This is a genomic window from Rhodococcus sp. ACPA1 (assembly GCF_002300195.1).
Classification (GTDB): Bacteria; Actinomycetota; Actinomycetes; order Mycobacteriales; family Mycobacteriaceae; genus Rhodococcus_F; species Rhodococcus_F opacus.
Genome location: NZ_NSDX01000002.1, coordinates 619,816 through 633,221, shown reverse-complemented (window position 1 = coordinate 633,221; position 13,406 = coordinate 619,816). Strand labels below are relative to the sequence as shown.

General features: G+C 67.1%; 12 protein-coding genes and 4 pseudogenes. 5 read left to right on the top strand and 11 right to left on the bottom strand.

Going from position 1 to position 13,406, the window contains the following annotated elements; translation table 11 throughout:
* Nucleotides 1-329: 329 nt before the first annotated feature.
* The gene (locus CJ177_RS09410) at nucleotides 330-617 is read right to left on the bottom strand and encodes a hypothetical protein (RefSeq protein ID WP_005241552.1); all 288 of its coding nucleotides are present in this window, start codon (nucleotides 615-617) and stop codon (nucleotides 330-332) included.
* A gap of 188 nt (nucleotides 618-805) precedes the next feature.
* Between CJ177_RS09410 and CJ177_RS48195 the strand changes: the two are divergent.
* Both CJ177_RS48195 and CJ177_RS48190 read left to right on the top strand, forming a co-directional pair.
* Nucleotides 806-1,157: pseudogene (locus tag CJ177_RS48195) on the top strand (hypothetical protein).
* A 36-nt stretch (nucleotides 1,158-1,193) separates the two neighbouring features.
* Nucleotides 1,194-1,369: pseudogene (locus tag CJ177_RS48190) on the top strand (ferritin-like domain-containing protein); the annotation flags it as partial.
* Between the two features lie 309 nt (nucleotides 1,370-1,678).
* Here CJ177_RS48190 and CJ177_RS09395 read toward each other — a convergent pair.
* The 8 genes and pseudogenes from CJ177_RS09395 to CJ177_RS09360 form a co-directional block, all read right to left on the bottom strand.
* Nucleotides 1,679-2,089, bottom strand: a complete 411-nt coding sequence (locus tag CJ177_RS09395; RefSeq protein ID WP_005241543.1) for a PAS domain-containing protein — start codon at nucleotides 2,087-2,089, stop codon at nucleotides 1,679-1,681.
* A gap of 431 nt (nucleotides 2,090-2,520) precedes the next feature.
* Nucleotides 2,521-2,903 (bottom strand): annotated as a pseudogene (locus CJ177_RS09390) (DUF4190 domain-containing protein).
* A gap of 416 nt (nucleotides 2,904-3,319) precedes the next feature.
* Entirely contained in the window at nucleotides 3,320-3,478 is a 159-nt protein-coding gene (locus CJ177_RS48185; RefSeq protein WP_373560041.1) for a gas vesicle protein GvpG, read from the bottom strand.
* 58 nt (nucleotides 3,479-3,536) lie between these two features.
* A complete protein-coding gene (locus CJ177_RS09380) occupies nucleotides 3,537-4,352 on the bottom strand; it encodes a GvpL/GvpF family gas vesicle protein (RefSeq protein ID WP_095867622.1) in 816 nt (271 codons plus the stop codon).
* Nucleotides 4,352-4,717, bottom strand: a complete 366-nt coding sequence (gene gvpJ, locus CJ177_RS09375; protein ID WP_005241539.1) for a gas vesicle protein GvpJ — start codon at nucleotides 4,715-4,717, stop codon at nucleotides 4,352-4,354. Before gvpJ (CJ177_RS09375) ends, CJ177_RS09380 begins: the two co-directional genes overlap by 1 nt.
* 314 nt (nucleotides 4,718-5,031) lie before the next feature.
* Entirely contained in the window at nucleotides 5,032-5,406 is a 375-nt protein-coding gene (gene gvpJ, locus CJ177_RS09370) for a gas vesicle protein GvpJ (protein WP_005241538.1), read from the bottom strand.
* Nucleotides 5,403-6,824, bottom strand: a complete 1,422-nt coding sequence (locus CJ177_RS09365; RefSeq protein WP_095867621.1) for an SRPBCC family protein — start codon at nucleotides 6,822-6,824, stop codon at nucleotides 5,403-5,405. The genes gvpJ (CJ177_RS09370) and CJ177_RS09365 overlap by 4 nt, the downstream gene beginning before the upstream one ends.
* Nucleotides 6,825-6,830: 6 nt before the next feature.
* A complete protein-coding gene (locus tag CJ177_RS09360; RefSeq protein WP_005241536.1) occupies nucleotides 6,831-7,436 on the bottom strand; it encodes a hypothetical protein in 606 nt (201 codons plus the stop codon).
* A 1,181-nt stretch (nucleotides 7,437-8,617) separates the two neighbouring features.
* On the opposite strand from CJ177_RS09360, the gene CJ177_RS47335 reads away from it, so the two are divergent.
* Together CJ177_RS47335 and CJ177_RS09345 are read left to right on the top strand one after the other, a co-directional pair.
* Nucleotides 8,618-8,794 carry a hypothetical protein gene (locus CJ177_RS47335; RefSeq protein WP_166680863.1) on the top strand — a complete coding sequence of 59 codons (177 nt, stop codon included), beginning with the start codon at nucleotides 8,618-8,620 and terminating at the stop codon, nucleotides 8,792-8,794.
* A gap of 71 nt (nucleotides 8,795-8,865) precedes the next feature.
* On the top strand, nucleotides 8,866-10,371 hold the full coding sequence (locus CJ177_RS09345; RefSeq protein ID WP_082764543.1) for a sensor domain-containing diguanylate cyclase: 1,506 nt from the start codon (nucleotides 8,866-8,868) through the stop codon (nucleotides 10,369-10,371).
* Between the two features lie 169 nt (nucleotides 10,372-10,540).
* Here CJ177_RS09345 and CJ177_RS09340 read toward each other — a convergent pair whose 3' ends face one another.
* Nucleotides 10,541-10,936, bottom strand: a complete 396-nt coding sequence (locus CJ177_RS09340; RefSeq protein WP_095867619.1) for a hypothetical protein — start codon at nucleotides 10,934-10,936, stop codon at nucleotides 10,541-10,543.
* A gap of 957 nt (nucleotides 10,937-11,893) precedes the next feature.
* Complete coding sequence (locus CJ177_RS48180) at nucleotides 11,894-12,232, bottom strand: hypothetical protein (protein ID WP_231914268.1); 339 nt, start codon at nucleotides 12,230-12,232, stop codon at nucleotides 11,894-11,896.
* Between the two features lie 407 nt (nucleotides 12,233-12,639).
* Here CJ177_RS48180 and CJ177_RS09325 point away from each other — a divergent pair.
* A pseudogene (locus CJ177_RS09325) lies at nucleotides 12,640-13,356 on the top strand (tyrosine-protein phosphatase).
* The last annotated feature ends 50 nt before the right edge of the window (nucleotides 13,357-13,406 follow it).

Below are 13,406 nucleotides of genomic sequence, written 5' to 3'. Positions count from 1 at the left end.
GCGCGCGCCACCCGGACCACCGGACGCACTCGGCGGATGTCACCAGTGGCCGAGATTGCCTTGCCAGAGCGCCACGATGATGTACAGCGCAACAGCCAGCGGGTAATACAGATTGATCATCACCGATCACCTTCACGCGGGGCCTCTCGACATCGCCTCACCCCACCCGAATCGGGTACCCCAGTCGATGCGGCAGTACGCCCGCCGTCACGTGTATGACGCCCGCGAATGCAGGCAGTGTTCGCGGCCCCGGCGCAGCGCTCGACGGCCGGCTCGATCAACGCGACACTTCCTCGAGCACACCCGGGACATCGGCCACGCCGCTCACCTCACGGGTGAATCCCGCCGCCGCGGGGCACGAGTTCGAACCACGCGCTCGCTCCGCCGCGCACATGCGGATCCGGGTAGCACAGGGCGAGGCCCTGCGCATCGAACGCGGTGAACCACTCCTGCCAGGAGATGTGCGCGAGCGCGCCGGGGCGGATCGCGGCAAAGTCGATATGCAGGGTGCCTGCGGTGGCGGTGGTCGCCGCCGTTCGTGCCGGTACGCCGTGATGCGCCTGAATCCACTCGCGGATCTCGTCGTGATCGGTGGTGATGTGCTGGTGTGAGGTCATCGGATTGGTCCTGGTTGGGGGCAGCCGTACAGGGGTGTTGCCTCGGATCGGTTGTCGGGTTACCCACGACAGCGCGACTTGAATCCAACCCCGGGCTCGCGGCGCGCTCCGAGCTGGACCCGTGTTTTCCGCATCAAGAATCCCCAGGCTGCCCACAAGGACATATCGATCAAGTTACGATCCGCGGCGTGACCCTCGGCGGTCTCACGATGGCCCTTCTCCGGTTCCCCTACCGGCTGCTGCGCGTGCCCCTCCAGCTGGTCGAGGTATTCGCAATCCCACCTCGATGAGCAGGCACCCACTCGGCTCGCCTACGAGCGGTTCCTCATCGGCTGCGACCGCGCCGCCGCCTACCTGCTGGGCGACGAGAACGCGGCCCGCCGCGCCGGCGCCCTGACCCGACACACCTTCGCCGTCCATCTGCTGTTCGCCCGCGAGCATCACCGGATCCGACACCGGGCCCGATCCCTGCTCGACGAGCAGCGGGACCGCTTCTACGCGCGACGACACCACCGGCCGCACGGAAGCGATCCCTCCTGAGCCACCGTTCGTTCCGTCGACAGTTCTGGGTCGGACGACTACGACGAGCTCAACGTCGCCCGGGCGGTCACCGCGGTCCAGGAACTCACCGAACCGGGCGACGTGCGGGTGATCGTCGCGTAGAGAAGGCACACAAGAACCGGCACGGCGTCGTCTCTGCAGCCCAGACCCGGCTGGCCGCCATCGCGCACGAGGTGATCGGCCTCGAGTAGGCGACGCGAACCGAACAGCACCATCCGGACAGCCGTGGGCCTTAGTTTGCGCCGATTGGGGCGCATGAGCCACGGCCCCGTTCGAACCGCGCAAAGCCCTCGTCGATCACGCCGCCAGGGAGGTCCTCTTGCGAGTTGGTCGAACTCTCATCCGACAACGATGAGTACGCCGACCACCGCGACCACGAGTGCCGAGGCGCCGACGCCGCAGTTGTAGTCGACTTCGAGCGGAAGATGCTCGCTCATCTCCGTGCGCGGCGGCGCCCCGCCGCATCGGGCGCAGGCCAGTAACCGACGCGATCGCGGCCTTTACCCGAAGGTCGGTGCGTTTCCGCCGTCCCACAGTTGCTCGGTCACGTCCTGGAAGCAGACGAGCAGCACCGGGTCGTCCGCCCGTGTCAGCACGGACTTGCTGATCGCCGCCCGCACGGCAGAACCGTCTCGGTGCGTGAGCGTCACGATCGTCCCCGCCGACTGTTGCAGATCCTCTGCGACCGGCCGCGGAGGGGACGCCGTCGGGAGCAGATCGCGCATCGATCGCCCCGAGAGCGCATCGTGCGGATACCCCAACATGGCCTCGAACGCGCGATTGACATGCACGACGTGACCGTCGCGGTCGAGGGCGAGCACCGGCACCGGAAGCCGTTCCAGCAGCACCAGCGCGGGAAGTCCTTCGAGGTAGCCCAGTGCGGTATCCGGATCCGCACGTCGTCTCTCCATAATGATGTATCGAGGGTGCGGCCTCGCCGTTACTCCCGACGCTGGAACACCGGCAGCGGCGGCGACCCCTCGATCGGGCCACGTCGACACCTTGACGCCGCCTAGTCCGTCGCGGCCGAGTGTGGGAGGAGCGACTCGGGCTCGCCTTCGACGACCCCGGCAGGCCGCCATGCCAGTACACCGACTTGTCGGCCGGCCGGCGAAGTCGATGCAGCTTCGTCCCGCCGCGCGACGGGCCGAAAGCCCCATTCAGCGGCCCCCCTGGGACCAATTGTTTTCGAATTCAACATATTTCACGGCCCACGCTCCCGATGAATCCCTGCTCATCGTTGGACTGGTCGAGACGTTCCTCGAGACGCCCGGTGCTGTGGGCGCCGTCAGGGCTGCGGGACCTCGACGTGGTCGGGGAGTTTGTCGCGCATCTGGTCCACCTACTGCTCGATCCGGTCGACGGCACTGTCGTCGTTCAGGACGGTGACCACGCCGGCGCGAAGGCGATCGAGATGACGATCGCCAGCGCGCTCAGCACGAGGCCGGCGATCGCCACACCCTTCCCCGTGATCCCACCCGGCGGGCCGCCCGCACACCGAGGATCAACCCGATGATGCCCAGGACCAACCCGACCGGGGACAGGATCACGATCAGCACACACGAACGCGGCCACCCCGACCGCGAGCGCGAACGCCGCGGCCGCGCGGGTGCGGGCGGGCTTGGTCACCACCCGCTCCTCCACAGCGATCGGGCGGTCGTCGACCCCGGGCTCCATCCGCCGCGGGTCATCATCGCGTCCCGGGCCGGTCAGTGGTCTGCTTATCGCTTACCTCCGTGTCGTCGAACCGCCGCATTCGGTGCGGGCGGCACACCCACCCCTCGCTGCTCGGTATGCCACCCACAACGTATGCCCAGGTCACGGGTGTTCCAATCCGACGAGCCGGCCACCGGGCGGCCGTCACCATGGGCGGCGGTTTCTACTGGGCGTGGGAAGAAGCCACCGAGCCGACGCCCGCACGGACCTGGCCGCCGTTCCGGTCCTCGTCAGGCTCATGTAGCGGCGGGGGGAATTATCCGTTCGCCGGTCCAACTCCGACACGGGGCGGTCTCCCCGATACGTGTCCGAGACCGCGGAATCGGGATGACCACGCACCGCATCCGTCCCATCGCTACCGCACCGAACCGCCTCGGCGCACCGCGCCGCGCTGAGGATCCAGCTCGGCCCTGCCGGTCATTCCCCTAGGGCGATCCCGTCATCCGGTCGATGAGCGCCTGTTGCGCCTGCTCCTCCTCTTCGGCCGTGATTTCACCCCGCGCACGGGCCACTTCGAGTTCCTCGAGTGCGCGGCGGATGGCCGCCGGATTGTGCATTTCCTCCTCGACCTGCCGTTGGATCAACTCGGCAGCGAAATCACACTCTTCACAACGTGATGATGAATGACAGCAGTCCCATGGTTCAGCCCTGCCCCGTCGGATTCTGTGTGACCACGAAGTCGTAGGCGGCCATGGGCCCGAGCAGCTTAATCTCGACCCGGCCGTCCCACTCCTGGGCCAGTTCCCCGATTGCCTGTTCGAGTTCGTTCTGCCTGTCCACGTCGGCGAGCACCGCCACCTGCACGGCCTCTTCCTCGTGCGTGGGTTCGCGGCGGTTGACGGAGTCGATGAGGTCGTCGAGGGCCTCGACCGTCTTGCGGGTGTCTTCCTCGCGCTTGCCGGCGATCGCGTCGTTCACCAGTTCCCCGAGCGCCATCCGCGCATCGCGGCCGGCGTCCTCCGACTTGTCCCGGATCTCATCACGCAACTGCGCCGCCTGCTCGTTCTCGTCGAGGATCTCCCGCAGGATCGCCTGCTCCACATATCTGCCCTTGACCACGTACTGAGCCTTTCCCTCCAATTGTTCGAGGGCCGCCGCGAACTCGTCCGCATGTGCCGAGAGCAGTTCCTCCTTCACGGCGTCGGCGTCGGTGAGCACCGCACCGAACCGCAGCGGCAGCACCGGCGCCACCCCGGCCGTCCCGTCCAGCACATTCGCATGGGCTCGGAGGTCTTCGGGTTTGCCGATCGGACGGTCCACGGACATTGCGCTCACCAGTGCGGCGATGTCACCGTCCGTGACGATGTCCACCTTCCCGTCCGCGACCCCGGTCGCGTCGTCCCCAGGTTCGACGCCGGCCGGGACGATGCCGTAGACGTACACCCCCGCCGTCTGCTTCTTGTCCGACTTCTCTGTGTTCCCGCTCTTCTGGTTCTTCGCCTGCTCCGATGTAGCCATCACCTGTCACCTCGAGTCGACTTGCGCGACACCCGTTCCCGTTCCGGTTCCTCTTGCCCGCCCAGCAGGCCGCCGAGCTTCTCTTCGATGGCGCTCTTCGTCTTCGACTTCGCAATCTTTTCCGTCCCGCCCGACACCAGATCGGACAGTCCCTTCGGCTCGCTGCCGATCGCGAGCCGGTTCGCCGCCTCCGCGAACCGCAGGTAGGTGTCGACACTGGCGACGACGATGCGGGCATCGATGGTCAGCAGTTCGATGCCGACCAGCGAGACCCGCACGTACGCGTCGATGACCAAGCCCTTGTCCAAGATGGTGTCGATGACGTCGGCCAGGCTGCTCGAACTCGGCCCACCCGCTGTAGTCATGCTCGTGCTCCTTACTCCCCGCTATCGCCCCTCCGGCACCGCCGGTGTGCGGGCGGCTCGGCGACGTGTGGCGGTACCGGTCGTTCCTCGGCCCGCTCTGCGCTCTCGCCGTCGCCTCCTCCACCTCGCCCCTGTGGCACACCCGAAGTGGAGAGGTAAGTGCGGACTACCGGACTACCGGACTACCCGGAACTCCGGAAGTTCAATCGATCAAAGACCGCCAGGGACTGAGCAATTCGACGAATACACCCCTGCTCGAAACGGTCCGACCGGTCGGCTCCTCGGGTGCCCGTTGGCCTGTTCCGACGTCGACATCACTTGTCCCCGCGAGTGGACTTGCGTGAAACCCGTTCGCGCTGAGGTTCTTCCTGTCCGCCGCCGAGGAGGTCGCCGAGCTTCTCGCCGGCGGCCCCGAGCGCGCCCTGGGTTTTCGATTCAGCGTCGCCCTCGCCGCCCCCAGCCAGGTCCGTCAGCCCCTTGGGCTCGCTGCCGATCTCGAGCCGGTTCACCGCTTCCGCGAACCGCAGGTAGGTGTCGACGCTGGCGACGACAACGCGGGCGTCGATCGTCAGTAGTTCGATACCGACCAGCGAGACCCGCACGTACGCGTCGATCACCAGGCCCTTGTCGAGGATGGTGTCGATGACGTCGGCGAGACTGCTCGAGCTGGGTCCACCGGCCGTGGTCATGCGCGTGCTCCTGTCCTACGCCGCGGCGTTGCCTTCTTTGCAGGGGTCCTTTTTGCCGGGGTCTTCTTCGCTGTGGTCTTCTTTGCCGGGGTCTTCTTCGCTGTGGTCTTCTTTGCCGGGGTCTTCTTCGCGGCGGCCTTCTCGGGGGCCTTCTTTGCCGCGACCTTCCGGGGACGACGCCGGCGCGGCTCGGGCTCCTCCTCGGGTTCTTCCTCCTCGTACTCGCCGGTCTCGTCCTCCGGCTCCTCCTCGTCCTCCAGCTCCTCCTCCTCCGCCTCGGCGGTGTCTTCCTCGGGTTCCTCCTCGTACTCGCCGGTCTCGTCCTCCGGCTCCCCCTCCTCGTACTCGCCGGTCTCGTCCTCCGGCTCCCCCTCCTCGTACTCGCCGGTCTCGTCCTCCGGCTCCCCCTCCTCGTACTCGCCGGTCTCGTCCTCCGGCTCCCCCTCCTCCGCCTGGGCGGTGTCTTCCTCCGGCTCCTCCTCGTACTCGTCCGTCTCGTCGTCGGCTGTCTCGTCGTCAGCCGGTTCCTCGTTGTTGTCCTCGGCCTCCTCAGGTTCGACAACCTTGCCGTCCCGAATCTCTCCGCGCCAGCCCTCGACTTCGTCGGGATGGAGAACGGACTGCGTCATGACATGGCGTCCGAAATGCTTCAACTCCAAGCGCGCTCGCCGCCCCTGTGCACGCCACAGGTTTCCTGTCTTCTCGAATAGTCCTTTCGGGTGATACTCGAGGATCAGAACGATGCGGGTGAGGTCGGGAGTCACCTCGTGGAACGTCACCGCCCCGTCGATGAAACCCTTGGCACCCTTCGAGCGCCACACGATCCGCTCGTCGGGAACCTGCTCGATGATCGACGCTTCCCAGGTCCGGTGCGACAAGAAGATCTGAGCCTTCCACTCGACCTTTTCGTCCGATTCCTGTTCCACCCGCTCGACCTTCTTCATGAAGGAGGGAAAGTCGGCGAATTGGGTCCATTGGTTGTAGACCAGCTGGACCGGCACTCCGACATCGATCGTTTCGACGATATTGGTCAACTTGAGCTTCTTGCCCTTACCGCCCCCGCCACCGCCACCACCAGTGACCGCGTCCTTCACATCCGACGCCGTCTCCTTCACCTTGTCCGTCAACCCGGAGAACAGTGACTTGCCATCGGCCTTCTCGTCCCCGTTGCCGTCACCCTGCTGCTCTTTGCCGGTGACCGCGGACAGCAGGCTTCCGCCGCCACCCTCGGCGTAATCGGTGAGCCTCCCGGATGCACCCTGCACCTTGTCGGACACGGTGGACATCGCCTTGTCGGTCACGGTGCCAAGCAGGCCCTGCGCCGCCTTCTTCAGCGGTGACACCGATGCGGCCTCACCGGACGCACCGGACACGTTCTGGCGCAGCTTCTTCGCTGCACTGTCGAGATTCGAGGTCATCGCTGATCACTCCCGGGTGCGTCGTCGTACGGGTACAGAATCGGTCGTCGCCTTCGCGCGCGTCCTGCGGGCCCTGGCTCGGGCCAGATCGTCTTCCTCGTCGTCGTTGTTCGTCGACGACCGGGACCGTGACCGGTTGGGCCGGGAACCACCGCTGCTCGAGGTGCGGCGGCGCGGGGCCCGGCGCTTGCGGGCGCGGGGTGACTCCTCCTCGGCTTCGTCCTCCTCGGCGGTCTCGTCCTCCGTGTACTCGTCGTCGTAGTCGTCCTCGGGCTCCTCATGACGCCTACGCTTCGCCCCCTTCCCGCCCGCGGCCTCGTCACCGCCCGATTGCAACCGGGAGTTGAGTGAGTCGATGCGATGGCTGGCCGCGGTCACCGCGGCCGTCTTCGCCGCGTTCATCAACTCCTTCCGGACCGCCCCGCCGAGCTTGGCGACCTCGGGCGAATCCGCGAGCAGCTTGCCAGCCTGACCGAGCACACCCAGTGAGCCAGAAGGAAACCGACTGGATGCTCCGGCGCCCGCGAGCATCAGCGCCAACTTCATCTTGTGCGTGCGGCCCAGCATGTACCCGGCACCCACGGCCAACGCCATCTGACCTTTGCCTGTCATCGCCCAACCCCTTGTTGTCGAGTAGATGTGGTGCACCTCGGCGCCGGCGTCGGCGAAAAGGGTGGGGCCGTGGCCGGTGGGTGGTGCCTTCGTTCCCGCCGACTACCCCGCGTCGGCGACGCTCAATCCGAGCGAAGCCCTCGAGTTCCGTGAGGGCGGAGGCGAACTCGTCGTCATGTTCGGCGAGCAGTTCGTTCGTCACCGTCACGATCGAACAGGACCGCACCGAATGACCGCGGGGTCTGCGGCCTTCGGGGATACCCGCGTATCGCAGTTGTCTGCGGGTACCCGCTGAGTACGCTGCCCGCGCCGCGAAGGCGGACCGGGCAGCCAGCCCTGCTCCGGCCGCCGAACCCCTTCGGCCGGCGGGGCGCCCCGCCGCGCCCGGACCGAGGTCGAGTGCTCGCCCACCCCGCCTCGGCCGTGCGCGGCCCCCACCTCCGCAACCTCGTGGATCACGCAAATACACACGAGAAACAAATGCGCCGAGTAATTTGATTGCCACCCGTTCCGCCGTCGATTGCCCAGAACATGATGGGCGGTTGTTAATTTGCCGAGAACATTATGGGCGGTTGTTAATTTGTCCAGAACATTATGGGCGGTTGTTAATTTCATTATGTGAGAACTTCGGTTTCTTGCGAAACATTCCACGCCCCCGAGCGCGATATGCACCGTATGCGGGGATCGACGATCCCGTGGATTCATCACCAGGAGAGGAGTGAATTCTGATGGGTTCGGCATCGGCCTGAGCTGATCGACCGGCGAATCCGGCCAGCGGTGGCCCGGCTCACCTGGGGGTGGCCGGTCCACCGCCCTGATCAGCACGATCACCGGCCAGGTCGCCGCCTACCCCTACCGCCGTCCTCGGCCGGGATGTGAGCTCGGCCTACGGGGTGCCCGGTCGGCAGGCGACCGCGCAGTCGAGTCGATATCGTCACCCCGAAAATTGGGGAGCCTAACCCGGAATAACTTTCGTGAAGCGCGGTTCGAGAATGTGGGTCGCCGCGAGATAAGCGCGGCTCGAGGATGGGGGCGCTTCGCAGTATGTGCGAATGTTTTTGCCGACACCGGATATCCGAGTGTCCCGTGTCTGCATTTTCATCACCGCGCACGGGAGTGATGGGTTTCGGAAATTCCCGGCGCGCAGGATGCGCAACGGGCACCCCACGGAGGTGACGCGGATGAACACCGGATACGGCGTCGTCATCAGCATTGTTGGCCAGTGCGGCTTGCCCGAAACCACGCCCCGGTACGCCCGTGGATCGGCTGGGGCCGCGGCGTGGGGCATCGGGACCGTGGAGATCTCCGCCTGGACGTGTCACCGCCGCCGATTCCGCGACTCGGGAGCCTTCTCGTGAAACGAATGCGGCGGCCGGTGCGACATAGCTATTCATTGAAAGGTGTTGTGCAAGAATGAAACCGACCAGTCGTGACTGAATTGTTCGAACCGTACCGGGCGCCGGAGGGCGCCGCACAATCCGGGTTCCCCGAAGAGGTGACCCGATCCGAGACGGGATCGTTCCCGGGCGCGGCGATGTCGGCGCAGCTGGTCGCCGCGTTGGAATGCGCGCCCGCCCCGGTGGCGCTGTGGGAGTTCGGCTCGGGCCGTCTCCGCTATCTGAACCCAGCCGGAGCCGCCCTGGTGGGGTTCCCGAAGGGCGGCGAGGTGTCCGCGCGCAGGGCTGCCGATGTCTGCACCGCCAGCGCGGTGGCGCAGGCACCGGAGGTCTCGGCCGCCCTGACCGGACGGGGTCGGTGGTGCGGGCCGACGGAGTTGCGGCATTTGCGCACCGGTGCGCCGATCCCGGTGGTCCTGTCGGTCTTCGTCACCGAGCGCGACGAGGACGGGCGCCCGCTGCTGATCGGGGTAATCAGCCGTGAGCCGTCCACCGCGGGTGAGCAGGAGCAATCGCTGCTCGCCGCCCTAGCGGAAGCCGACCGCCGGTGCCGGGAACAACACGTACTCGCCGAACTGAGCCGGCTCGCGGTCACCGCCGACCTCGACATTCTCCTGACCGCCGCGACCGCGGAGCTCACCGCACTGATGGGGGTGCGGTGCGCGGCGGTGGCCCGGGTGCCGGACACCGCCGGGGCGGCGCTGACGGTACTCGGCTACCACGGGCCCGGGCCGCGCCCGACCACCGTCGCCGCCGGCCACGGCTCGCTGACCGGGTACGTGGCCACCGAGGCGGTGGTGGTGTGCTGCCCGGACCGCGCCCGTGAGCGCCGGTTCGCCACCGCGGACATGGCCGCGCACGGGCTGGGTGGCGGCATCGGTGTGCCGATCGGGCACGACCCGATCTGGGGGGTGCTGACCGCCCATTTCGCCCGACCGCGCCCCACCCTGGAGCATGAGGTGGCGTTTGTGTCCGCGGTGGCCGCGGTGCTGTCGACCGCGCTCGAGCGAATCGAGGCGGAGGAGCGATTGCGGCATCGCAGCCTGCACGACCCGCTCACCGGGTTACCGAACCGCACCCTGGCCCTGGAGCGTCTCAATGCCGCCCTCGACCGAGCGGCACGCACCGGCGGCCGGGTGGCGGTGCTGGTGATCGACCTCGACAACTTCCGACACCTCAACGCCCGATTGGGGCACGCCGGTGGCGACGCCGCCCTGATCCGACTCGCCGATCGCCTGCGGTCCGTGGTCCGGCCGACCGACACCGTGGCGCGCCTGGGCGGCGACGAATTCCTGATCCTGTGCCCGGCCGTCACCGGTCCCGCGGACGTGATTGCGATCGCCGACCGGATCGCCACCGTGGACCCGCACCCGGGGGACGGGCCGATCACTGCGAGTATCGGTATCGCCGTCACCGGTGCCGCCGTCTCCCCGCACGAGCTGATTCATCACGCCGACCGGGCGATGTACCGGGCCAAGGCCACCGGACCCGGCCAATATGCACTGCACCATCCCGATACCCACGGAACGGGCCTCTGAACCGCGCACACAACGCGAGAACTCCGGGGACAAGCGTGGTCGGGCTTACCGCACTACACTCAGGGTCGCGTAGAGCTGGGTGGCTGGGCATATGCCTAGTCTTCCCTGGTTGTGGGCCGCGAGCCGCGCCACATCGCGCCTGCCGTTCAGTTACTGCCCTTTGATGTCCTCATTCGAACGCGCGTCGGCAGCGGTCGATCATGTCCTCGGCGCGGCGCCGGAAATCGGTCACCTCCACCCCGTCGAGGAGTTCGCCGAGGACGTCGAGCTCGGTGAGCCACCAGCCCATCTCTTCGATTCCGTCCTGGCGGCGGGGGCAATCGTGGCTGAACTGCAAAACCGTCCGCGAGTGCCCGTCGCCGGTGATCTCCCACCGCAGCACGCTCTCCCCGCAGGTGAACTCGAGCAGGCTGGGCGGCCGGACCCGGCACGCCATGCCCGTGCCTCCGCACGCGGGATGCAGCAGGCGGAGCACCCGCCACACCTCGTCACAGGTGTGGTGCAGACGGCGCTCGAGATGCAGCCGGTAGCGCCCGTTCTCGTCGACAGTGACGATATCGGTCATCGGCGGACATCCTCCGGCGCCCCGACCTTCGGATCAACGTGGTCTTTCGCGGCGCTTACCCCGGTACGCTGGCGCGCAACCGAGCACCGGCCCGTTCACTGGCCGGACGGTGACCGGCCGGAGGGTGTGACCGTGGGGTGTGATCGTCCGGGACGATCGCCCACGAGAAGGCTGACCGCGTTGCTTCCTCCTTCGATTCACGTTGGGGGGAACGCGAGGCGGACGACCGCGCATCGGATGTTCGCGGCCGCCCGGGCAGCTGAATTTGCCGTTACCCGGGGCAGGAGCCATTAACAATGGCGAACCGGACAGTGAGCTGGGCGGGGCCGGGCGATGCCGGTCAAAAACCCGCGTCACCGTCCGCCGGGCCCGTAGGGCTTCGACGAAACATGCCGCCCAGTCCACCGAAAGCAACGCCCCCGCCGTGTCTGCGGCGACGGTGCTCCTGGCCCGCGGGTTGCTTCCCCGGCTCGCCCAGCACGGTGGGTACCCAAATGTTGCCGGGGCCATCAGTCCACCCGTCCCCCTTTCATGGAGGTGAGTGCGGTGATCAATCTGTACTACCCGCTGGTCATCGTCCTGTACGTCATCTCTGCCTTGTGGCAGGGCAATCTCGGCCACTGGTGAGCATTCATCCAGGACCACCCCGCCTTAAGGCACCGCAGCCCCCGAGCGGATCCGGATGCTGCTCGACGCCCTGTTTTGGCTCGACGACATGCTCGATAACAACCTGTGAGACCGCCAAAAACTCTGTGGCTCGGTGACGGAGCCGCCTGGACCGACACCGTGCGGGCAGGGACCTCTGCGTCCCGGGGACCCATGTCCTCGGGCACGGACTGCCCCCACGATCGGATCGCGGCCTCGTCGTCATGCCCCCGGCGACCTCTCCTGTCCGGGCCCTGCCACCGACAAATCGTCAGCGCCCGACTCCAGGGGGGCAGTCGGTGCATCCGGTCCTCAGCCCGACCTCGTCGAGGCGCCGCTCCCCCAGCCGGGAACCGGCGGTCCCTCACCGCCGCAACGGCCCGTGCGCGGCGGGGCGGGTACCGAGCCGACAGACGACAGAACCGGAAAACTGTTCGGGGCTCGGCATTCGAGGTGCAGCAGGTCGGCGACGAGCTCGTCAGTTCGGTCGGCGATGATCTCGGATTGCGGGCGACGGCCGATCCCGAGCCCGGAAATGACCAGGACACGATTGCAGCGCTGACCCTCGATTCCCAACGACCAGCCGAAATGATGGTTCCAGGCGATCAGGATGTCGCGTCCGCTGTAGTACCGGAACTGCCTCGACACCACGACCACCGCCTCGAAACTGATCTCGTCCCATCGGCGGATCCTGTCGGCATTTTAGTGCCCGCGCCACCGCGAACACGTATGCAGTGACCTCGGAGGCTTCGCCGACGCCGGCGCCGTGCTTCACCGTGAACACTTTTCTCCCTCGCGGATCATCGACCCGTCCGCGGTGACTCGAAACTACTCCGCCAGTGCTGGTCAGGACAGAGATCGTAAGCGATTCCGTCATTCGACGGGAACGTGCGCGCTGCGTCGCTGCTCGGCATCGTCGGCGCCGGCGGCATCGGGCATGGAACTCACCCAGCAACTCCGGCTCTTCGAATACGGCAATTCCTCACCATCGTCCTGGTCGTCCTGGTGGTCGTGGTTGCGCTCGACCGCGCCGCCTCTTACCTCAGAAAGAAACTCATATGACCGTCACCGACATCGAGATTCTCCCCAACCTCCGCGACCTCGGCGGACTCCCCGCCGCCGACGGGCGTGTGACCCGGCCCGGAGTGCTCTACCGCAGCGCTTTGCCCGCGCCTGGTGACACCCGCCCCACCACGGTCGACCACTGACCGGCCCGCACCGTCATCGACCTCCGCAGTCCCCGAGAGTTCGCCGCCCGCGCACACCCGCTGCAGTCGGACGACACAGCTGTCCACCAGATCTCCCTGCTGTCCGACGCCGAGGTCATCGCACCGAACCAGGGTGCCCGGCTCACCGACATCTATCAGGGAATTCTGAGCAACGCTGGGGAGCGACTCGTAGAGGTCCTGCAGGTCGCAGCGACCTCGCCTGGTCCGGTGCTGCTGCACTGTGCGGCGGGCAAGGACCGCACCGGTGTCGCGGTGGCCCTGTTGCTGCGCGCGGCCGGCGTTGCCCCCGACGTTATCGTCGCCGACTACCTGACGACCAACGAGCACATGCCGGCCGTCCTGGCCCGCATCACTCGCTTCGCTCCCGAACTCGGTCAGACCCATCCCAACGATCGCGATCTCCGAGGCGCCGTACCGGACGCCATCGAGGGTGTTCTGGCTCGGTGGGACGCCCAGCCGGGTGGCGTGCACGCGTGGCTGCGAGCGCACGGTGCCACCGACGAGGCGATCCGGATTTGGGCGGACCGGTTCACCGCAAACGCGTGAGAATGCCCCGTGGGCTCCTTCGAGGGGGCACCGGACAATCCCCGCCTCAG

Coding starts and splice junctions, on each gene's coding strand:
- CJ177_RS09410 (WP_005241552.1), bottom strand. CDS start 617: ATGACCTCACACCAGCACATCACCACCGATCACGACGAGATCCGCGAG.
- CJ177_RS09395 (WP_005241543.1), bottom strand. CDS start 2,089: ATGGAGAGACGACGTGCGGATCCGGATACCGCACTGGGCTACCTCGAA.
- CJ177_RS09380 (WP_095867622.1), bottom strand. CDS start 4,352: ATGGCTACATCGGAGCAGGCGAAGAACCAGAAGAGCGGGAACACAGAG.
- gvpJ (WP_005241539.1), bottom strand. CDS start 4,717: ATGACTACAGCGGGTGGGCCGAGTTCGAGCAGCCTGGCCGACGTCATC.
- gvpJ (WP_005241538.1), bottom strand. CDS start 5,406: ATGACCACGGCCGGTGGACCCAGCTCGAGCAGTCTCGCCGACGTCATC.
- CJ177_RS09365 (WP_095867621.1), bottom strand. CDS start 6,824: ATGACCTCGAATCTCGACAGTGCAGCGAAGAAGCTGCGCCAGAACGTG.
- CJ177_RS09360 (WP_005241536.1), bottom strand. CDS start 7,436: ATGACAGGCAAAGGTCAGATGGCGTTGGCCGTGGGTGCCGGGTACATG.
- CJ177_RS47335 (WP_166680863.1), top strand. CDS start 8,618: ATGAACACCGGATACGGCGTCGTCATCAGCATTGTTGGCCAGTGCGGC.
- CJ177_RS09340 (WP_095867619.1), bottom strand. CDS start 10,936: ATGACCGATATCGTCACTGTCGACGAGAACGGGCGCTACCGGCTGCAT.